Annotated in this window: 16 protein-coding genes; 5 read left to right on the top strand and 11 right to left on the bottom strand. The window is 71.5% G+C overall.

Going from position 1 to position 20314, the window contains the following annotated elements:
• Window positions 1–53: 53 nt before the first annotated feature.
• The 9 genes from AC5677_RS24390 to AC5677_RS24350 form a co-directional block, all read right to left on the bottom strand.
• Window positions 54–1346 (bottom strand): ABC transporter permease, encoded by a 1293-nt coding sequence (locus AC5677_RS24390; protein WP_497190054.1) that lies wholly within the window; start codon window positions 1344–1346, stop codon window positions 54–56.
• Window positions 1343–2449 carry an ABC transporter permease gene (locus AC5677_RS24385; protein WP_497190053.1) on the bottom strand — a complete coding sequence of 369 codons (1107 nt, stop codon included), beginning with the start codon at window positions 2447–2449 and terminating at the stop codon, window positions 1343–1345. The genes AC5677_RS24390 and AC5677_RS24385 overlap by 4 nt, the downstream gene beginning before the upstream one ends.
• On the bottom strand, window positions 2446–4074 hold the full coding sequence (locus tag AC5677_RS24380; RefSeq protein WP_497196738.1) for an ABC transporter ATP-binding protein: 1629 nt from the start codon (window positions 4072–4074) through the stop codon (window positions 2446–2448). The genes AC5677_RS24385 and AC5677_RS24380 overlap by 4 nt, the downstream gene beginning before the upstream one ends.
• A 184-nt stretch (window positions 4075–4258) precedes the next feature.
• A complete protein-coding gene (locus AC5677_RS24375) occupies window positions 4259–5293 on the bottom strand; it encodes a BMP family lipoprotein (RefSeq protein ID WP_497190052.1) in 1035 nt (344 codons plus the stop codon).
• Window positions 5294–5934: 641 nt separating this feature from the next.
• On the bottom strand, window positions 5935–7161 hold the full coding sequence (locus AC5677_RS24370; protein WP_497196737.1) for an amidohydrolase: 1227 nt from the start codon (window positions 7159–7161) through the stop codon (window positions 5935–5937).
• A 236-nt stretch (window positions 7162–7397) separates the two neighbouring features.
• Window positions 7398–8624: a hypothetical protein gene (locus AC5677_RS24365; RefSeq protein WP_497190051.1), complete on the bottom strand. Its 1227-nt coding sequence runs from the start codon at window positions 8622–8624 to the stop codon at window positions 7398–7400.
• Between the two features lie 26 nt (window positions 8625–8650).
• Window positions 8651–9589, bottom strand: a complete 939-nt coding sequence (locus tag AC5677_RS24360) for an N-acetylneuraminate synthase family protein (RefSeq protein WP_497190050.1) — start codon at window positions 9587–9589, stop codon at window positions 8651–8653.
• A gap of 70 nt (window positions 9590–9659) precedes the next feature.
• A complete protein-coding gene (locus AC5677_RS24355) occupies window positions 9660–10973 on the bottom strand; it encodes a cytidylyltransferase domain-containing protein (protein WP_497190049.1) in 1314 nt (437 codons plus the stop codon).
• 80 nt (window positions 10974–11053) lie between these two features.
• Window positions 11054–12388 carry a DUF6716 putative glycosyltransferase gene (locus AC5677_RS24350; protein ID WP_497190048.1) on the bottom strand — a complete coding sequence of 445 codons (1335 nt, stop codon included), beginning with the start codon at window positions 12386–12388 and terminating at the stop codon, window positions 11054–11056.
• A gap of 187 nt (window positions 12389–12575) precedes the next feature.
• Here AC5677_RS24350 and AC5677_RS24345 point away from each other — a divergent pair, with 187 nt between their 5' ends.
• The 3 genes from AC5677_RS24345 to AC5677_RS24335 are packed head-to-tail and all read left to right on the top strand — an operon-like array spanning window position 12576 to window position 16083.
• Window positions 12576–13553 carry a glycosyltransferase family 2 protein gene (locus AC5677_RS24345; RefSeq protein WP_497190047.1) on the top strand — a complete coding sequence of 326 codons (978 nt, stop codon included), beginning with the start codon at window positions 12576–12578 and terminating at the stop codon, window positions 13551–13553.
• Window positions 13553–14902 (top strand): alpha-2,8-polysialyltransferase family protein, encoded by a 1350-nt coding sequence (locus AC5677_RS24340; protein ID WP_497190046.1) that lies wholly within the window; start codon window positions 13553–13555, stop codon window positions 14900–14902. The genes AC5677_RS24345 and AC5677_RS24340 overlap by 1 nt, the downstream gene beginning before the upstream one ends.
• Window positions 14899–16083: an acyltransferase family protein gene (locus tag AC5677_RS24335; protein ID WP_497190045.1), complete on the top strand. Its 1185-nt coding sequence runs from the start codon at window positions 14899–14901 to the stop codon at window positions 16081–16083. Before AC5677_RS24340 ends, AC5677_RS24335 begins: the two co-directional genes overlap by 4 nt.
• 66 nt (window positions 16084–16149) lie before the next feature.
• Here the strand turns inward: AC5677_RS24335 and AC5677_RS24330 are convergent, their stop codons facing one another.
• Window positions 16150–16839, bottom strand: coding sequence for a TetR/AcrR family transcriptional regulator C-terminal domain-containing protein (locus AC5677_RS24330; protein WP_497190044.1), 690 nt, complete (start codon window positions 16837–16839; stop codon window positions 16150–16152).
• Between the two features lie 37 nt (window positions 16840–16876).
• Between AC5677_RS24330 and AC5677_RS24325 the strand changes: the two genes are divergently transcribed.
• The gene (locus AC5677_RS24325) at window positions 16877–18430 is read left to right on the top strand and encodes an FAD-dependent monooxygenase (RefSeq protein ID WP_497190043.1); all 1554 of its coding nucleotides are present in this window, start codon (window positions 16877–16879) and stop codon (window positions 18428–18430) included.
• Between the two features lie 112 nt (window positions 18431–18542).
• Here the strand turns inward: AC5677_RS24325 and AC5677_RS24320 are convergent, their stop codons facing one another.
• Complete coding sequence (locus tag AC5677_RS24320) at window positions 18543–19124, bottom strand: TetR/AcrR family transcriptional regulator (RefSeq protein WP_497196736.1); 582 nt, start codon at window positions 19122–19124, stop codon at window positions 18543–18545.
• A 138-nt stretch (window positions 19125–19262) separates the two neighbouring features.
• On the opposite strand from AC5677_RS24320, the gene AC5677_RS24315 reads away from it, so the two are divergent.
• Complete coding sequence (locus tag AC5677_RS24315; RefSeq protein WP_497190042.1) at window positions 19263–20261, top strand: DMT family transporter; 999 nt, start codon at window positions 19263–19265, stop codon at window positions 20259–20261.
• Window positions 20262–20314: the final 53 nt, after the last annotated feature.

Genomic DNA, 20314 nt, shown 5'->3' with positions numbered 1-20314 from the left:
GGCCTCGCACTCGCTCGGCGCGCACCTCTCCACGGTCAGCTCGCTGCGCTCACTCACTTGCCTTGACCTCTTCGGTAGATCTTGCCGATGGCCTTCGGTGGCCGCAGTCGCTGCGCGGCCAGCGAGAGCACCAGCAGCGTAGCGATGTACGGGGCGACGCCGACGATCTCCAGCGGGACCGTGTCGGTGGTGGCGTACCAGAGGGCGAGCAGCGCGGCGGCGACCAGGCTGATCACGGCCTGGGTGCGCTGTCCGCCGCGCAGCTTCCACACCGCGAGGCCGACCAGCAGCACGGCGAGCAGGAGCAGCAGCGCGTGGACGGTGGGGCCGCCGCCGCGCAGCTGGAGCGCGTCCATGAAGCCGAACAGGCCGGCGCCCATGGCGACGCCGCCCGGCCGCCAGTTGCCGAAGATCATGGTGGCGAGGCCGATGTAGCCGCGGCCGCCGGTCTGGCCGTCCTGGTAGATGTGCACGTAGATCGCGAGGAACGCGCCGCCGAGGCCGGCCAGCGCGCCGGAGACGACCACCGCCGCGTACTTGTAGCGGTAGACGTTGACGCCCAGCGACTCGGCCGCGATCGGGCCCTCGCCGCAGGAGCGCAGCCGCAGACCGAAGGCGGAGCGCCACAGGACGAAGAAGGTGAGCACGAAGATGACGGCGGTCACCACGGTCAGCCAGGAGACGTTGGTGACCAGGGAGCCGGCGATGCCGGCCAGGTCGGAGACCAGGAACCAGTGGTGCTGCTCGACGGAGTAGAGCCAGTCGGACAGGCCGGGGACGGTGAACGTCGGCATGTCGGGCATCGGTGGCGACTGTTTGTCGTTGCCGCCGGCCGCCGCGGCCGCGCTGCCGTCCGCGCCGAACCACAGCTTGGCGAGGAACTGGGTGAGGCCGAGCGCCATGATGTTGATGGCGACGCCGGAGATGATGTGGTCGACGCCGAAGGTGACGGTGGCGAGCGCGTGCAGCAGTCCGCCGAGCGCGCCGCCGACGACACCGGCCAGCGCCGCGGCCCAGGGGCCGTGCTGCCAGCCGACCGCGCCCGCGGAGAACGCGCCGAGCATCATCATGCCTTCGAGGCCGATGTTGATCACGCCGGAGCGCTCGGCCCACAGACCGCCGAGGCCGGCCAGGCCGATCGGCACGGCGGCGTTGAGCGCGGCGGTGTACTGGCCGGATTCGGTCAGGTTGTTGGCGCCGGTGACGACCCGCAGCAGGGACAGCAGGATCAGGCCGCCCGAGATGATCAGCAGGACCTTGGGATAGCTGAGCTTGGTCCGGCGGGCCTTGGGCTTGTGATGGTGGCTGGGGCTCTGGTCGACCGGAGCCGTGAGATTCGTACTCACGAGGACACCTCCGCCTTCTCGGTCTTACGGGCCTGGGCGGCGAGCTGCTCGCCGACCTGCCGCTGCTGGAGTCTGAGGCCGTAGCGCCGCACGAGTTCGTAGGCGATGACGACGCACAGCACGATGACGCCCTGCATCACGCCGACGATCTCCTGCTGGTAGTCCTCGAATTCCAGCTGGGTGCCGGTGCGCTCGAGGAATCCCCACAGCAGGGCGCCGGCGGCCATCCCGACCGGGTGGTTGCGGCCCAGCAGCGCGATGGCGATGCCGGTGAAGCCGATGCCGATGGGGAAGTCGGTGCCGTAGTTGTACGAGGACCCGAGCAGCGTCGGCATGCCGATCAGGCCCGCCGCGGCGCCGGACAGCAGCATGGAGGTGATGATCATCCGCTTGACGCTGACGCCACCCGCCTCGGCCGCGGACTCGGACTGGCCGACCGTACGGAGGTCGAAGCCGAAGCGGGTGCGGTTGAGCACGAACCAGTACGCGAAGCCGACGACGACGGCGATGACGAGGAAGCCGTCGATGGGAGCGGGCGTGGTGGGGATGGTGAAGAAGTGGCTGGAGGCCGGGAGGTTCGGCGTGTGGAAGAGGTTGCCGTCCTTGACCGCGAGCCGGCCGTCCTGGAGGAAGTAGCCGATGACCGCGGCCGCGATGGCGTTCAGCATGATCGTGGTGATCACCTCGCTGACGCCGCGGGTGGTCTTCAGCAGGCCCGCGATACCCGCCCAGACCGAGCCGACCAGCATCGCGACGATGATGATGATCGGGATCTGGACGAAGCCGGGGAGCGTCAGCGCACCGCCGACCACCGCGGCGAAGAACGCCGCGATGCGGTACTGGCCGTCGACGCCGATGTTGAAGAGGTTCATCCGGAAGCCGATGGCGACGGCCAGCGCGGACAGGTAGTACGGGATCGCCTTGTTGATGATCCAGACCTGGCTGTCGCTCTTGGAGCCGAAGTCGGCCATCACCGTGTAGGCGTGGATCGGGTCCTTGCCGGTGGCCAGGATGATCACCGAGGTGATGGCCAGCGCCGCGACGATCGCCAGAACGGGCGCGGCGATGCCCAGGATCAGCTTGTTCTTGTCGAGCTTCTTCACTCGGACTCCCCCTCCTGGGACGAGCGCGGCTGCGAGTCCGCGGCGGAGTCGCTGTCGGAATGGGTGAGGTGGCCGCTGGCGGCTCCGGTCATGGCCGAGCCCAGCTCCTCCGGGGTGATGGTGGCGGGGTCCGCGTCCGCGACGAGCCGGCCGCGGTACATCACCCGCAGGCCGTCGGACAGGCCGATCAGCTCGTCCAGGTCGGCCGAGATCAGCAGTACGGCGAGGCCTTCGTGGCGGGCGGTGCGGATCTGGTCCCAGATCTGCGCCTGGGCGCCGACGTCCACGCCCCGGGTGGGGTGCGCGGCGATCAGCAGCTTGGGGTGGTGGCTCATCTCCCGGCCGAAGATCAGCTTCTGCTGATTGCCGCCGGAGAGCGAGGCCGCGGTGACCTCGATGCCGGGGGTGCGGACGTCGTACTCGGCGACGATGCGCTCGGTGTCGGCGCGGGCGCCCTTCAGGTCGAGCAGCCGCCTCTTGGCATTGGGCTTCTGGGTGACATGGCCCAGGATGCGGTTCTCCCACAGGGGGGCCTCCAGCAGCAGGCCGTGCCGGTGGCGGTCCTCGGGGATGTAGCCGATGCCGTCCTCGCGCCGGGTGCGGGTGGGCAGATGGCTGATGTCGATGCCGTCCAGCGTGATGGTGCCGCCGTCGGGGTCGCGCATGCCCATGATGGCCTCGACGAGCTCGGCCTGGCCGTTGCCCTCCACACCCGCGATGCCCAGGACCTCGCCCTTGTGGATGGTCAGCGACACATCGTCCAGGACGGTGCGCTCCACCCCCTCCGCGTCGGCGGTGGTCAGCCGCAGCCCTTCGACCTTCAGCATCTCCACGTCCGTGACGGTGGACTCACGGGTCTGCGGCGAGGGCAGCTCGCTGCCGACCATCAGCTCGGCGAGCTGCTTGGGCGTGGTCTCGCTGGGGACGACGGAGGCGACGGTGGTGCCGCGCCGGATGACGGTGATGTCGTCGGCGACCGAGAGCACCTCGCCCAGCTTGTGGGAGATGAAGATGACGGTCAGGCCCTCGGCCTTGAGTTCGCGCAGGTTGTCGAAGAGCGCGTCGACCTCCTGGGGGACCAGGACGGCGGTCGGCTCGTCGAGGATGAGGGTGCGGGCGCCGCGGTAGAGGACCTTGAGGATCTCCACGCGCTGACGGTCGGCGACGCCGAGGTCCTCGACGAGGACGTCGGGGCGGACGCCGAGGCCGTAGCGGTCGGAGATCTTGAGGATCTCGGCGCGGGCCTTGGCGCCGATGCCGTGCAGTTTCTCGCCGCCGAGAACGATGTTCTCCAGGACGGTGAGGTTGTCGGCGAGCATGAAGTGCTGGTGGACCATGCCGATGCCGCGGGCGATGGCGTCGGCCGGGCTGTGGAAGCTGACCTGGTCGCCGTCGATGCCGATGGTGCCCTCGTCCGGCTTCTGCATGCCGTAGAGGATCTTCATCAGCGTGGACTTGCCCGCGCCGTTCTCGCCGACCAGCGCGTGCACGGTGCCGCGGTGGATGGTGATGTCGATGTCGTGGTTGGCGACGACTCCCGGGAACCGCTTGGTGATCCCGCGGAGTTCCACCGCCGGTGCCGCGGCGGGGGCGCTGTGTGCCTGGGGACTGCTGGACGCTTTGATGGCGCACTCTCCTCGGGGGGACAGGGAGTGGTACGGAGGAGCGGGGAGGTGACGATATCGCGTCAACTCCGCGCTACGCGCGTAGTGTTGACGCCGAAAAAAGCCGAAAAGCTGCCGGGTTTCTCCGGCGAGCGGGCCCGGCGCGGCGGCGTGGTGGCCGCTGCGCCGGGCCGGCAGGACCCTACTACTTGGCGGGGGTGTCGCTGACCTTCACCTGGCCCGACGCGATCTTCTTCTTCGCCGCGTCGATCTTGGCCTGGATGTCGTTGATGAAGCCGCCCGAGGTGGACAGCCGCACGCCGTCGTCCTTGAGCGTGTAGCTCTTGTTGCCGGTCAGCGGCTTCTTGTCGTGCACGCTCTTGACCAGGTCGTACACCGCCACGTCGACGTTCTTCATCACCGACGTGAGGATCGAGCCCTTGTACTGGGCCAGGCCCGGCTGCAGGTACTGGTCGGAGTCGACGCCGATCGCCCAGGTGCCCTTCTTGCCGGCGACCGTCTCGATCGAGCCGTTGCCGGACTGGCCGGCCGCGGTGTAGATGACGTCGATACCGGCGTCGAGCATGCCCTTGGCCTTGCCCTTCGCGGCGGCCGGGTCGTTGAAGCCCTTGTCGTCGTTGGCGTAGAGGTACTCGGAGGTGACCTTGGTCTTGGCGTCGGTGTCCTTGACGCCCTGCTCGAAGCCGGCCTGGAACTTCTGGATCAGCGCGTTGTTCACACCGCCGATGAAGCCGACCTTGTGGGTCTTGCTCTTCAGGGCGGCGGCGACACCGGCGAGGTAGGAGGCCTCGTTCTCGGCGAAGACCATGCCGTAGACGTTCTTGGCCTGGGAGGCGGAGTCGACGACGCCGAAGGTGGTCTTCGGGAACTGCTTGGCGACCTTGTTGACGGACTTGCCGTAGTTGAAGCCGACGCCGATGACGGGGTTGTAGCCGGCCTCGGCCAGCGAGGACAGCCGCTGCTCGCGGTCCGCCTCGGTCTCGCCGTTCTTGGCGGTCATCATCTTGGACTTCACGCCGAGGTCCTTCTCGGCCTTGTCCACGCCACGAGCCGCCGCCTCGTTGAACGAGTGGTCGTCCCGGCCGCCGACGTCGAAGGCGAGCCCGACGCCCTTGTCCTTGCCACCGGACTCGGTGGACGACTCGCCGCAGGCGCTCAGCGAAAGCGTGAGGGCCGCGGTGGCAATGCCCGCGGCAACGATCTTGGATACCCGGTGCACGAGGGCCCCTTCGACTCGTGGCGCCTCCATCGGCGCCGACTGTCGGGAGATTAACGCGCGTAGACCCGGCGCAAAACCCTCCACTGCGTGGACGTTATCGATTCGTCGCGAAGGGGCCCGCCGTAACGGGTCGGCGACCGCCGGTCACGGGGCATATGGCGAGGCCGGAGGCAGGGCCGCGGCCGGGCCCACACTCAAGATCACGTCGCGGAGCCCCGGGAAGCGGCGCTCTCGATCCGCCCGGCGGAGCCGCGGGCCGGCATTCCCTGAGGCCGGTCCGCGCCATCCGGTCTCCCCCGCTCCGCCCGCGCCGGCGCCCGCCGCCCGGACCCCGCTCCCGGCCTCCGGTGATCGTCCGCCTGCAGAACGTCCACCGGCGCCGCGCCCCGCGTCCCGAGCGCGCTTGGCGCGGTCGCCGGGGCGCGGCGAGCGGGTGCGGAGCCAGCGCACCGGTGAGCCCGGTACGGCCTCGCACGGCTGGGGGGGGCGGCGGCGCCTTGGCCTTGGGCGAGGTGAAGTCGCCGACCGGCGGGAACGAGACGGGCCGACCGGCACGCCGGAAACTCCCAACTCCCCGACTACAGCGGCCACTTCCCCCGCCACCGCGACGGCCAAGGGGGCGGGGCGGCTCGGATACGGGGTCAGGCCGAGAGTTCCGGGTCGAGGAGCGCCGCCGCGGTGAACAGCTCGACGCCCACCCGGATCGCCTCCTCGTCCACGTCGAAGTCGCCGCGGTGCAGGTCGTACTGATGCCGGGTGCCGGGGCGGCGGACGCCGAGGCGGGCCATGGCGCCGGGTACGTGCTCGAGGTACCAGGAGAAGTCCTCGCCGCCGAGGGACTGTTCGGTGTCCTCGACGCTGTGGAGGCCACGGCGGGCGGTCATGGCGTCCTGGAGGAGCTGGGTGCTGGCCGGTTCGTTGACCACGGGCGGGACGCCGCGGACGTAGTTGATCTGGGACTTGGCGCCGTGCAGGGTGGCGGTCTCGTCGATGGCGGCGTGGACCAGGTCGGGGGCCTGGTGCCAGGCGTCGAGGTCGAGGCAGCGGACGGTGCCGGAGAGCTCGGCGTGCTGGGGGATGACGTTGCAGGCGTGGCCCGAGTCGAGGCGGCCCCAGGTGACGGCGAGGCCGGCGCGGGCGTCCACGCGGCGGGAGATCAGGGCCGGTACGTCGAGGGCGACGCGGGCGGCGGCGGTGACCATGTCGGTGGTCAGGTGGGGGCGGGCGGTGTGGCCGCCGGGGCCGTCCAGTTCGACCTCCAGGCGGTCGCAGGCCGAGGTGATCGCTCCCGTACGGAGTCCGATCCGTCCGGCGTCGACGCGCGGGTCGCAGTGGACGGCGAGGATGCGGCCGACGCCCTCCAGGGCGCCGGATTCGATGGCGTCGGTGGCGCCGCCCGGGAGGACCTCTTCCGCGGGCTGGAAGAGGAGGCGTACGGGGCGGGGCAGCCGCTGCTTGCGGGCGAGCTCGGCCAGGACGAGGCCGGCGCCGAGGACGACGGCGGTGTGCACGTCGTGGCCGCAGGCGTGGGCGCGGCCGGGGACCGTGGAGGCGTAGCCGACGGTCTTGGTGTCGGGGATGGGAAGCGCGTCGATGTCGGCGCGGAGGGCGAGCAGATCCTGCTCCGTCCCCTCCCCCGCGGCCGGTGCCGTACCGATGTCGCAGATCAGGCCCGTGCCGGTGGTCAGGACGCGGGGGTGCAGTCCGGCCTGTTCGAGGCGCTCCTTGATCACCGCGGTGGTGCGGAGCTCCTGGTTGCCGAGCTCGGGGTGCCGGTGCAGATCCCGGCGGAAGGCGATGAGGTCGGTGAACAGGGTGTCGGGGAGCGTACCGGGGAGCTGGGCGAGGGCGGCGGCATCGGGGGACATCAGTTGGTTCACCCGTGGAAGGTTACGGGCCCCGGCGGGGCAACTGTCCCTGGATCAACAAAAGTTCAGCCCGTCAGGGGACGAAAATCAGCCCGGTTGGTGCATGGATGGTCGGCGGGAGGGGTATGAAGGTTGGTTTCGTCCGGTGGCCGGGCCTTCGGTGGCGGTGGCCGTTCTCATCCGTTCGCGTCGGTTCTCGCCCGGTCTCGTCCGGTCCCGTCGGTCCTCGTCCGGTCTCATCCGGTGGCCACGGTGCGGGTGAACTGCAGGCGCTGGACATCGCGGGCGGTGCCGGTCACGCCGTCCAGGAATCCCTGGGCGCGGGGTGAGGCGCCGGCCGTGAGCCAGGCGGGGTCGATGTCACAGACCGCGACCTTCACCTCGGTGCCCTGGAGAGCGAGCGGCAGGGTGTGGACGACGGTCGAGGGGAAGCTGAGGATGAGGCGGCCGATGGGGCCGCGGCGGGCGATCAGTTCGAGGGGGAGGTCGGGGCGTACGACCTCCAGGCCGGTCTCGGTGGCGAGGCGGCGGAGTTTGTCGGTGCTCTCGCGGCGGTGCGCGAAGTAGCGGGTGGCGCCGTGGGTGCGGGCCAGGGCCCGTACGGCCTCCAGATAGCGGTCGGCGTCGACCACGCCGGTCTCGACGAGCGAGGTGCCGACGATGTCGGTGCCGCGGGTGAGGCGGGGCGGGCCGAAGCGGGCGCGGGTCCAGGCGAAGTCGTTCGCGGTGACCTGGACGCCGGGGGGCACCTCCACGGGCATGGAGCTGAAGAGGCCGATGGCGCGGCGTCGCCGGCCGCCCTCGGGTGCCGGGGTGAGGCGGCGGCGGGCGGTGGCCGAGAAGGGGGCGAAGATCAGGTCGCGGGCGCCGCGTCCGGTGCCGTGGCGGTGCCAGCGCACCAGCCTCTCACCGCGGGCGAGTTGGCCGATGAACTCCATGGTGGCGGTGCCGTCGTCGACCACGACGAGGTCGCGTGCCTTGGTGAGGGTGAGGAGGAGTTGCACGTAGCGGGAGAAGGGGTCGCCGAGGACGATGCGGCGGGCGCGGCGCAGGAGCGGGGTGAGACCGCCGATGGTGCGCATCGGGGCGGTCGGGCCGCCGCGGGCCTCTTCCCAGCGGACGGTGTGGCCCTCGTCGCGGGCGAGTTCGGCCATCCGGCGCAGCTGACCGCGGGTCATCGGGTCGTGCGGGGAGAGCACGACGACGGTGAGGGCGGTGGCGGTGGCGGCGTGCGCCCATTCCAGGACGTTCAGCAGCTGTACCGGGCTCTCCACGAAGGCGAGGGTGCCGGTGTCCACAAGTGCCCCTCTTTCTTCGTTTTCGTCGTCGCCATGGGGTGCGGTCCGGTTGCGCTGCCGGGGCACCCCGAGGAGACGGCGGGCGGGAGTACCCGACGTCTCCTCGGGCGGGACCCCGGCGCCGGGCGTGGCGGGCGCGGCGTGGGTCCCTTCAGGTGAGCTCACGATTGGAACTCCTGTCTGCCAGGCGGTCAGACGGAGGCCGGCTCGCGGTCGGCGGACTCGGCCTCGGCCTCGGCCACCACACCGGCGACGCGGCGCAGCTTCTTCATCGGGCCGAGCTCGGACTCGTAGACCTTCTTGACGCCGTCACCGAGGGACTCCTCGATGGTGCGGATGTCGCGGACCAGGCGGGACAGGCCGCCGGGCTCGACGGAGGCGGCCTGGTCGGAGCCCCACATGGCGCGGTCGAGGGTGATGTGGCGCTCGATGAAGGTGGCGCCGAGGGCGACCGCGGCGAGGGTGGTCTGCAGGCCGGTCTCGTGGCCGCTGTAGCCGATCGGGACGTTGGGGTACTCCTCCTGCAGGGTGTTGATCATGCGCAGGTTGAGCTCCTCGGCCTTGGCCGGGTAGGTGCTGGTGGCGTGGCAGAGCAGGATGTTGTCGCTGCCCAGGACCTCGACCGCGTGGCGGATCTGCTTGGGGGTCGACATGCCGGTGGAGAGGATGACGGTGCGGCCGGTGGCGCGCAGGGCGCGCAGCAGGTCGTCGTCGGTCAGCGAGGCGGAGGCGACCTTGTAGCAGGGCACGTCGAACTTCTCCAGGAAGGCGACGGACTCGACGTCCCAGGGGGAGGCGAACCAGGCGATGCCGCGCTTCTTGCAGTACTCGTCGATGGCGCGGTAGCCGTCCTCGTCGAACTCCACGCGGTGGCGGTAGTCGATGTAGGTCATCCGGCCCCAGGGAGTGTCGCGCTCGATCTCCCACTGGTCGCGCGGGGTGCAGATCTCCGGGGTCCGCTTCTGGAACTTGACGGCGTCACAGCCGGCGTCGGCGGCGGCGTCGATCAGCGCGAACGCGTTCTCCAGGTCGCCGTTGTGGTTGATGCCGATCTCGCCGGTGACGTAGACGGGGCGGCCGGGGCCGGCCTCGCGGTCGCCGAGGGTGCGGAGGCGGGAGTTGCTGCTCATGGGGAGGATTCCTTCGTGTTGATAAGGGGTGTGAAGGTGGCTTTAAGGGGTGTGCTGGGTCGGGGGCGGTTTACAGGGAGGGGCCCAGGAGCCAGCCGGCGATCTCTCGGATCGCGCCGCTGCCTCCGGGGGTCGCGGTGACCGCGCGGGCGGCGCCGCGCACCACGTCGTGTGCCCCGGCGACCGCGACCGGCCAGCCGACGAGGTCGAAGCACGGCAGGTCGTTGACGTCGTTGCCGACGTAGAGGACCCGCTGGGGGTCGGTGCCCGTCTCCTCGCACCACTGCTTGAGGGCGAGGTCCTTGCGGTCGATGCCGTGCAGGACGGGCACCTGGAGCTTGCGGGCCCGTGCGGCGACGACCGGGTTCTGCTCGCTGGAGAGGATCAGCAGCTTCAGTTCGGCCCGGCGCAGCGCGGCGATGCCGAGGCCGTCGCCGCGGTGTACGGCGACGATCTCCCGGCCGTCCGCGTCGATCAGCACCCGGTCGTCGGTCTGGGTGCCGTCGAAGTCGAGGACGACGGCGTCGATGTCGTCGATGGCCGGGAGGTGGGTGGAGGAGGCACCGGAAAGGGCGTCGGGGCTCGGGGCGTCGAGCAGCGGCGCGAGCGCGCGGGCGCGGGCGAGGTCGTGGGGATCGTCGATCTCCAGCACCCGGGCGGGGTCGGTGCGGACGAGTTCGGTCCGGCCGAAGAAGCGGTGGCCGCTGGCGCGGAAGCCGGCCGCGTCCATGGCGTAGGCGGCGCCGGTCTCCAGCAGGTCCTGGGGGCGGTCCTGGCGGCGCGGCCGGAAGGTCTTGTCGTGGTTGACGCCGTAGCCGCCGGCGGCGGTGACGGTGGCCGGGGCGGCGGCGGTGCCCGGCTGGGCGTCGCGGGCGGACCGGGCGGTGGCGGGCTGGGTGGGCAGCGTGCCGCCCATGCCCGCGTCGTCGGCCGTGTACTCGTCGGCGCGCCATACGAAGCCGTGGAAGGGCGCCACGGTCAGCGCGCTGTCCGCGCCGTCCTCGACGACCGCCGCGGCCACCCCGTCGATGTCCTCGCGGACGAGGAAGGGGCTGGTGCACTGGACCAGGAGCACCGCGTCGACCGTGGTGCCGCGCTCCGCCTCGTAGGCGTCCATGGCGTGCAGCACGGCGGCCTCGCTGGTGGCGGTGTCGCCCGCGATGTCGCCGGGGCGCCGTACGACGACCGCTCCGGCGCCGCGGGCGGCGGCCGCGATCCCGGCGTCGTCGGTGGAGACCACGACATCGGTCACCAGCCGGGCGGCGCGGCAGGCGCGGACCGCGCGGGCCACCAGGGGCACGCCCCCGACGGCGGCGAGGTTCTTGGCGGGGACGCCCTTGGATCCGCCACGGGCTGGGATGACGGCCACAACAGTGGGTGGCATTGCGGACTCCTTGGTCGGACGGGTGCCGGCGTTCGTGGGCCGGGGGTGTGGCCCGGCGGCGGCTGAGGGAGGGTGGGCGGTCACAGCTGCCCCCAGCGGCGGATGGCGGGGGCGACGCGCTGCACGCCGTGGCGGTAGGCGCCGCGGGCGGCCTCGCGGACGGTCTCCCGGGCGACCCGGCGCAGTCCGCCGGTCTCCTCGGGGGCGTCCGCGTGGCCGGCGATCGGCTCGCCGTGCGGGTCCAGGCCGTGCCGGGCGAGGATGCCGGGGAGATAGCCGGGGGCGGTGCGGGGTGTGTAGTACGGGGTGAGGGGCGGCAGGTGGCCGGCCTCGCGCAGCTCGGTGACCCGGGCGCGGGCCGCATCGAAGGCCTTCTCGTACGGGCCGTCGGCGGCGACGCCCTGCCGGGCCAGCCAGTCCGCGTCGGGCTCCGGGCGGTGGCCCGCGTCCAGCTCGTCCCAGGAGGCCAGGCAGCCGGAGCCGAGGAAGGAGTGGTTGCCGAGCGCCTCGCGGATGCCGAGGTCGGTGAGGACGGCGGTGGGGATGCCGCGGTGCAGCGACTCCAGGGCGGCGGTCGAGCTGACGGTGACCATCAGGTCGGTGCGGTCCAGGACCTCGCCCATGTTCCCGTACACCAGGCGGCAGTTGGCGGGCAGTCCGCCGGGCGCCTTGGCGGCGAGCTTCTGGTACGGGAGTTCCTCGATGTGCGTGGTGTGCTCGCCGGGCTTGCTGCGCAGCTTGATCAGCACCTCGCGGTCGGGGTGCTTGCGGGCGTGCTCAACCGCCCGGCGCAGCAGGTAGGTCCGGTCGTTGCGGCTCTCCGGTACGGAGGGCTGGGCGGCGAACACCACGGTGTAGGGGTCGTGTTGGCCGGTGTACGGCTCGCCGCCGAGGAAGGGGAGGGCGCATTCGACGATGCTGCTGTCGTCGGCGCCGACGCCCCGGTAGACGTCGCGGAAGCGGTCCGCGTCGTGCCGGGAGTTGGCGAGGACGACGTCCGCGCCGTGCCGCAGCAGCAGCCCGTCGGCGAGCTTCTCGTAGACCACGCCGACGTAGCCGGTGACGACCACGGGGCGGGTGGCGGCCGTCCGCCAGGCGCGGGCGAGACCGTGCAGCATGGCTTGCACCGCGCCGCCTACGCAGGCCAGCACCACGACGTCGTATCCACTACCGTCGTCGGCATCCCGCGCGATGGTGCGGACGAAGTCGATGCCCCTGATTTCGCGCAGCGAGTCCGCACGGGCGCCGACCTCATCGAGCTGGCGGACCGTGGGAGTGGCGCGGCCGCGGAGCAGATACCCGTCGAGCCGGATGTCCGGTTGGATTCGGTACGCTGTCAAAGCGCCCCATTTCCACCGGGTGTCCGAGTCGGCGAGTACGGCGACGCGCGGCGTAGAAGCGGTACGTGATGGCACGTCGAAGACGCTAGGAAGGCATTCCGTTTGGCGGGCCAACTGGGCCGCAACAAAGGGTTAACAGCGGGTCGACGAATGGCGAACCGGCTCACTTATCGGCCTGGTTAACCATCCCGACATTCTTCGTTCACCCTGAGGTCCGGAGCACTTAAAGACGAATGCCGGCTCCGCACCTAACGTCACCCGGGTGGTTAAGCTCTCCGTCATCGTGCCGTTCTACAACGTGCAGACATACGCGCCCGACACCCTGAAAAGCCTGGCGGCAAATGCCCGCGAGGACTTTGAATTCCTGCTCGTCGACGACTGTTCACGCGACGAGACCCCGGAGATCCTTGCGCGCGCCGAGCGCGAGCTCCCGGGCGCCAGACTGCTGCGGCACGAACGGAACGGCGGCCTGGCCACCGCACGGAACACCGGCCTGGACGAGGCCCGCGGCGAGTACGTCACCTTCCTGGACGGCGACGACTGGCTCGCGCCCGGCTACTTCTCCGAACTCCTCGGCGCGATAGAGGAGTTGGGGTGTGACTTCGTCCGCACCGACCACGTCCAGTGCACCAACCGCGCCCGCACCGTCCACCGTGTCCCGCACGGCCGGCGCGGCGTGGTCATGGACCCGCGCGAGCTGATCCTGCCCGCCGACCGCTCCACCTCCGTCGACTACGCCTTCGCCTGGGCCGGTATCTATCACCGCAGGCTGCTGGACGACGGGGTGCTGCATTTCAAGGACGGGCTGCGCACGGCGGAGGACCGCCCGTGGATCTGGCGGCTGCACCGCGAGGCCAAGTCGATGGCCGTGGTCGGCCTGCTCGGCGTCTTCTACCGGCGCGGGGTGGCGTCCTCCCTGACCCAGATCGGTGATGTGCGGCAATTGGACTTCATTCGCGCCTTCGACCAGGTGATCGAAGAAACCGCACAGGACCGTGCTGCGGATCTTCTTCTGCCGAAGGCGGTGCGCACCTATTGCGCGATCATTTCTCACCACCTCGGTTCGATCGAACGATTCGAACCGCAGGTCGCCCGTAAATTGCGTTCGATGAGTGCCGCGGCCATGAAACGCATGCCGCAGGACGTACTGAAGGAAGCCCTGGATTCGATGGATGTGCAGCGTGCGTCCCGGCTGCGGCGGCTGCGCCGCCGCCCTGTGACGGCGGAGGTCGCCGCCTGATGCCCAACCGGCCCCGCACCCAGATCTTCATGGCGTCCACGCTCTACGGCGCGGCGACCCTCGCCGCCGCCCTGGACGCCGACCGCTTCGAGCCGGCCGACCGCCGTCTGCTGCTGCTCAGCAACAACGCCACGAACCCGGAGACCACCGCGTCCCTGGACACCATGCCCGGCTTCGACCGGCTGCGCGGCCGGTTCGACCGCGTGCTGTCCTGGAACGAGACGATCAGCCCGTTCCACCCCGGCGGCTGGTCCCCGCGGGCGGACGACGCCCCGCTGTGGGAGCGGTATCTGCGGCTGCTGTGGGGCCTGGGCGACTCGGACATCGAGCTGGTCGTCGAGTCCATCCAGGTCAACCCGGCGATGGCGCTGGCGCAGGTGTTCCCGGACGCGCCCCTCGACGTCTACGCCGACGGCCTGATGAGCTACGGCCCCACCCGCAACAAGCTCGACCCGCTGATCGGCACCCGGATCGGCCGGCTGCTCCATCTGGACCTGGTGCCGGGCCTGACCCCGCTCCTGCTCACCGAGTTCGACGTCCCGGCGGAGACCGTACCGACCGACGCCTTCTTGAAGGTGCTGTCCGAACTGGCCGATCACAGCCCGGAGTTGGCCGTTCCGCAGGGGGCGGCCCTGCTGCTGGGCCAGTACCTCTCCGCGCTGGGCATCCTCACGCCCGAAGAGGAGGAGGACCTGCATCTGCGGATGGTGCGCGGCGCCGTCGAGCGCGGCCACCGGGAGATCGTCTTCAAGCCGCATCCGTCCGCGCCGGCCCGCTGGTCGCGGCTGCTGGAGCGGGAGGCCGAGAAGCTCGACATCGAGCTGACCGTGCTGGACAGCCCGGTCCTCGCCGAGGTCCTGTACCAGCGGATGCGGCCCGCGCTCGTCGTCGGCTGCTTCTCCACCGCGCTGCTGACCGCGGCCACCTTCTACGACCTGCCGACCGCGCGGACGGGCACCGCACTGCTGCTGGAGCGGCTCACCCCGTACCAGAACAGCAACCGCGTCCCGGTCACGATCGCGGACGCGCTGGTGCCCGACCTCGGGGAGCCGAACGGGCGGCCGTACGCCACGCCCCGGGAGATCGCCGACCTGGTCTCCGCCGTCGGCTACGCCATGCAGCACCAGATCTACCCGAATCTGCGGCCGGCCGCCGAGCGCTATCTCGCCACCCGTCTCGACCAGCACACCTGGCGCTACTTCAAGCGCCGCCGGCTCACCGCGCTGGCGCTGCCCGGCGCGATCCCGTCCCAGCTGGCGTTCATCCCGCGCAATGCCACCGTACGCAAGGTCGCGCGCCGGGCGCGGGCCGTGCAGCGGCGGCTGAAGAAGCGGGCCGCGTTCGGATGACCGCCACCGACGTGACGCCCGGCGCGCGGCCCGCGGCGCCGGCCCCGCGCACCCCGCCCTCCATACGCACGCGCAGCCGGGAGGGCGGCTCCTCCCGGCTGCGCGCACTGGACGGGCTGCGGCTGCTGGCCGCGCTGATGGTCGCGGCCTATCACTACGGGGGCCGCGGCGGCGAGATATCCGGGGCCTGGGGCGGCTCCCCGGCCCACCAGTTCCCCACCCTGGCGCCCTACTTCGCCTACGGCTGCCTGGGCGTCCAGATCTTCTTCGTCATCAGCGGCTTCGTCATCTGCCTCAGCGGCTGGGGCCGGACCCTGCGGGCCTTCATCGCCTCGCGCATCTCCCGCCTCTATCCGGCGTACTGGGCCGCGATCCTGCTCGTCACGCTCGTCTTCGCCCTCCCCTGGGTCGCCTACAAGGCGCTCACCCCCAGCGAGGTGCTGACGAATCTGACGATGCTTCAGCAACCGCTCGGGGTCAACCGGGTACTCGGCGTCTGCTGGACCCTGTGGGCCGAGATGCGCTTCTACGCCCTCTTCGCGCTCTGCGTGGTCCTGCCCGGCGCCACCCGCGGCCGGGTCGTCCTCTTCTGTGCGGGCTGGACCCTGGCGGCGGCGCTCGCCCAGGCAGCCCACCAGCCGTTCCTGAACGTCGTCCTGATGCCCGAGTACGCGCCGTTCTTCATCGGCGGCGTGGGCCTGTACCTGCTGCACCGCTACGGGGCCCGCGATCCCATCGCCTGGGCGATAGTCCTGGTCAGCTGGCTGATCGGCCAGCACTACGCGGTCGCCGGCCTCTGGCACGCCCCCACCGTCCATGCCTTCTCCTACCGCTCCACGGCCGGCATCATCGCCGTCGTCACGCTCGGCTTCGCCCTGGTCGCGGCCGTCGCGCTGGGGGGTCTGCGCCGGATGAACTGGCGCTGGCTGACGGTGGCGGGCGCGCTGACGTACCCCTTCTACCTCGTCCATGAACACCTGGGCTGGGTCGTGGTGCGCGTCCTGCACCGGGACGCGGGGCTGCCGTCGTACGCCACCCTGCTGCTGACGGTGGGGCTGATGCTGGTGCTGGCGTGGCTGCTGCACCGGTGGGTGGAGCGGCCGCTGACTCCGCTGCTGAAGCGGGCGATCGCCCAGGGGCCGGGCTCCCGCACCGCCGGGGGAGAAAAAACGCCCGGCTGATCCCTGACGGCGACGTACGGACGACCCTCGCCGCGGCGGCGCGGCGGGGGCCCGTCCCTCGGGACGTCAGCGGCCCCGCCCGGCCGCCCCCGGGCCCATCGCCGCCTCGATCCCGGCGACGATGATCCGCAGCCCCGCCTCGAAGCCCCCCTCGATGTCGCCGAACATCTCCGGCCCGGCGGCGGCCGCGAGCGGATGGCTTTCGCCGATGCGGCGTTGCCGCTCGTCGAGGTCGTAGGCCGGGTCGCGGTCCGCCGGGTCGTGCGGGTCCGGATGGACCGACTGCTCCTCTATGACCAGGCCGATGGTGAAGTTGTACGCGGTCCACCAGGCCTGCGCCGCCTCGCGCAGGGTGAAGCCCGCCGCGACCAGCCGGCCCAGCATGCCCTCCAGCGGACCGGCGTAACTCTCGTCCGTCATCCGCGTTCCGCTGAAGACCTTGCCGCCGTCGCGGTAGCGGAGCAGCTCGTGGCGGAGCCCGCGGGCGGCGGCGAACAGCGCGTCCTGCCAGGTCCGGCCGTATCCGGCGCCCCCCGGGCCGACCGCCCCCACCAGCGACGCGGTCATCCGCCGGAACATCTCGGTGGCCATCTCGTCCAGCAGCTCCTGCTTGTTCTTGAAGTGCCAGTAGAGCGCCGGGGCCTGGACGTTCAGCTCTTTGGCGATCCGGCGCAGGGTGAGCCCGTCGAGGCCGAGCTCGTTCAGCAGCCGCAGGGCGGTGTCCACCACCTGTTTCCGGTCGATGCGCGAAACCATGTTGACAACTTAACACCGTTAAGCAGATCCTTGAGCCATGGAACTTAACAACGTTAAGGACGTTCGCGATGCTTCTGCTGTTACGTCCGCCGATGTTCTGATCGCCGGCGCGGGCCCCACCGGCCTCGCCCTCGCCATCGACCTCGCCCGGCGGGGCGTGCACGCCCTGGTCGTCGAGCGCCAGGACCGCCTCTCCCCCGGCGCCCGCGGCACCGGTCTGCAGCCGCGCACCCAGGAGGTCTACGAGGACCTCGGGGTGCTGGAGGCCATACGCGCGGCCGGCGGCAGCTACCCGCCCGTGGCCATCTGGGAGGACGGCCGGATCGCCTCCCGCCACGAGATGCTGGAGCACGTCGACCCGACACCGTCCACGCCGTACTCCAACGCCCTGATGGTCCCTCAGTGGCGCAACGTCGAAATCCTCCACGCGCACCTCCAGAACCTGGGCGGCAGCGTCCTCTTCGGCGCCGAACTGACCGCCTTCGACCAGGACGCCGACTCGGTACGGGCCCACCTCACCCTCCCCGACGGCAGCACCCGGACCGTCGTCTCCCGCTATCTGGTCGCCGCGGACGGCGGGCGCAGCACCGTACGCCGGGGGCTCGGCATCGGGATGAGCGGGCCGGAGCTGGAGGAGGGCGCCGCGGTGCTCGCCGACATCCGGGTGGACGGGCTCGACCGGGACCACTGGCACCGCTGGATGCCGCCCGGCGGCGGCTTCGCGATGATGCTGCCGCTCACCCGCACGGACCTGTTCCAGACCTTCGTCGCGACGTCTCCCGAGGGGACGCCGGACACCTCACCCGACGCCGTCCGCGCCCTGATCGCCGCCCACACCCACCTGACCGCCGAACAGATCCGCGAGGTGCGCTGGTCCTCCGTCTTCCGCCCGCGCGTCGGCATGGTCGACCGCTTCCGCGTCGGCCGGATCTTCCTCGCCGGCGACGCGGCCCATGTCCACACCCCGGCCGGCGGCCAGGGCCTGAACACCAGCGTCCAGGACGCCTACAACCTCGGCTGGAAGCTCGGCCAGGTCCTGCGCCACGGCGCCCCCGACACCCTCCTGGACACCTACGAATCCGAACGCCGCCCCATCGCCGCCCGCATCCTCGACACCAGCACCCGCCTGTTCCGCTCCCGCTCCATGCGCCGCGGCCGCGATCTGCACCAGCTCGACATCGGCTACCCGGACAGCCCGCTGACGACCGAACTGCGCACCGGCCTCCCCGAGACCGCCCTCCGCGCCGGCAACCGCGCCCCCGACGCACCCTGCCGCACCGCCTCCGGCGCACCCACCCGCCTTTTCGAGGCCCTGCGCGGCCCGCAGTTCACCGTCCTCGCACTGGGCGACGTCGAACTCCCGCCCCTGGACGTCGAGTTGGTCCGCACGTTCCGTGTCGGCGGCCCGGCCCCCGACCTGGTCGACACGGACGGCCACATCCGGGACGCGTACGGGGACGGCCCCGCCGTCTTCCTCATCCGGCCCGACGGCTATCTGGCCATGGCCGCACCGGCCGACGGGGCGACGGCGTCGCTGACCAAGGCACTGACGCCCTACACGGGCCCGGCCATGAGCCACCCCACCCACTGAGCCCGCCACCCGCCCACCGGCGGTCAACCCCCGCACCTCGCCCCGGCCGGTCACGATGACCACGGCCGGGGCGCGGCGCTTCCGGCGGGCGGGGCAAGGCCGGCCCTCGGCGTCACCGCCCCGACGGCCCCGCACCCGCACCCGCCAGCAGCTCCCGCGCGTCCTCCCGGGCCTGGCCGATGGCGTCCGGGAAGATGCCCATCCCTTGGGCGACCAGCGCCCCTTCGTGCAGCAGCATCAGCGACCGGGCCAGCCGGCCGGCCGCTTCCCGGTCCGGGGTCAGCTCTTCGGCCAGATCCGTGAACAGCGCCAGCATCCACGCCTTCTGGGCGGTGATGATGCCGTACGCCGGATGGCCCGGATCGCTGATCTCGGCATGCGCATTGACCATGCTGCACCCCTTGGCCTTCCGCTTCGCCGCCCATGCACGGGCGGCCTCGAACACCGCCAGGACACCGGCGGCCGGATCCGGCCGGACGGCCTCCAGATACGGGGCGAGAAAGGCCCGCCAGCGCTCGTCGCGGTCCGCGAGGTACTCCACGACGATCTGCTCCTTGGAGCCGAAGCGGTCGTAGAGGGTCTTCTTCGTCACCCCCGCCTCGGCGGCGATCGTGTCCACCCCCACGGCATGGATGCCCCGCTCGTAGAACAGCCGCCCGGCGGCCTCCAGCGCGCGCCGCGCGGCGGGCGTCATGACGATGCGGTGCGGCTGATCCCGCCGGCCCGACTCCTCGGAAACTGCGACCTCAGTACCCATGGCAAGAAGTATACCGATCTGTATAGTCTGGCAGCGTCGAGTAAACAGATCTGTCTACCTTCGAGGGGACGAGGCATGAACGCCCTCCTGTCCATCGCCTTCGTGGTCACCTGGAGCTCCGGCTTCATCGGGGCCAAGCTCGGGGCGGGCAGCGCGTCCGCCGTCACGATCCTCATGTGGCGGTTCCTGCCGCTGGCCGTCGTACTGACCGCCGTCGCGGCCACCGCCGCCCGCGCGTCATGGCGCGGCCTCACCGCGCGGGACCTGGCCCGGCAGGCCGCGATCGGCGCGCTCTCCCAGACCGGCTATCTGCTGACCGTCTACTACGCGATCCAGCTCGGGGTCTCCAGCGGCACGACCGCACTGATCGACGGCACCCAGCCGCTGGTGGCGGGGGCGCTGGCCGGACCGCTGCTGGGCCAGTACGTCGCGCGCGGCCAGTGGCTGGGGCTCGGCCTCGGGGTGGGCGGCGTCGCCATCGTCACGACGGCCGACGCCACGGCCCGTACGGCGGTGGCCTGGTGGGCCTACCTCATCCCGTTCCTCGGCATGTTCTCGCTGGTGGCGGCCACCTTCCTGGAAGGCCGCAGCCGTCGGCGCGTACCCCCCACGGTGTCCATGACGGTCCACTGCACCACCAGCGCCGTCCTCTTCACCGCCCTCGCACTCCTCGCGGGCGCCGCGACGCCGCCCGCCGAGCCGTCCTTCTGGGCGGCGATCGGCTGGCTCGTGGTCCTGTCGACCCTCGGCGGCTACGGCCTGTACTGGCTCGTGCTGCGCCGCTCCGGCGTCACCAGGGTGAACACCCTGATGTTCCTGATGGCGCCGGTGACCTCGGTGTGGGGAGCGGTGATGTTCGACGAACCGTTCGGCGTCCGGACCGCGTTGGGCCTGGCCGTCTGCCTCGCCGCCGTCCTCGTCGTCCACCGCGCGGGCGGGCCCGCCGGAGCAACGGCCGCCCGGCGCGCACGGTCCGCACCGGCAGCCATGCGCTCGTACGCACGCGTGGCGGGAGCGGGCGCGGGGGCGGGCGCGGGCAGCGACGTCGGCGGACGGAACGAAGCGCGCTGCTGATGTGCCACGAGGCCGCACGGCGGATGTCCGCTCGTACGGCCTCGTGGCGGGGA

The sequence above is a fragment of the Streptomyces sp. JLSY215 genome, assembly GCF_059682825.1.
The sequence above is the reverse complement of the archived record's forward strand: the minus strand, read 5'-3'. Positions and strand labels throughout refer to the sequence as shown.

Excerpts from the sequence above, each read along its gene's own strand:
- AC5677_RS24370 (WP_497196737.1), bottom strand. The coding sequence starts at position 7,161 with ATGTCCCCCGATGCCGCCGCCCTCGCCCAGCTCCCCGGTACGCTCCCC.
- AC5677_RS24360 (WP_497190050.1), bottom strand. The coding sequence starts at position 9,589 with ATGAGCAGCAACTCCCGCCTCCGCACCCTCGGCGACCGCGAGGCCGGC.
- AC5677_RS24355 (WP_497190049.1), bottom strand. The coding sequence starts at position 10,973 with ATGCCACCCACTGTTGTGGCCGTCATCCCAGCCCGTGGCGGATCCAAG.
- AC5677_RS24340 (WP_497190046.1), top strand. The coding sequence starts at position 13,553 with ATGCCCAACCGGCCCCGCACCCAGATCTTCATGGCGTCCACGCTCTAC.
- AC5677_RS24335 (WP_497190045.1), top strand. The coding sequence starts at position 14,899 with ATGACCGCCACCGACGTGACGCCCGGCGCGCGGCCCGCGGCGCCGGCC.
- AC5677_RS24330 (WP_497190044.1), bottom strand. The coding sequence starts at position 16,839 with ATGGTTTCGCGCATCGACCGGAAACAGGTGGTGGACACCGCCCTGCGG.
- AC5677_RS24325 (WP_497190043.1), top strand. The coding sequence starts at position 16,877 with ATGGAACTTAACAACGTTAAGGACGTTCGCGATGCTTCTGCTGTTACG.
- AC5677_RS24320 (WP_497196736.1), bottom strand. The coding sequence starts at position 19,124 with ATGACGCCCGCCGCGCGGCGCGCGCTGGAGGCCGCCGGGCGGCTGTTC.
- AC5677_RS24315 (WP_497190042.1), top strand. The coding sequence starts at position 19,263 with ATGAACGCCCTCCTGTCCATCGCCTTCGTGGTCACCTGGAGCTCCGGC.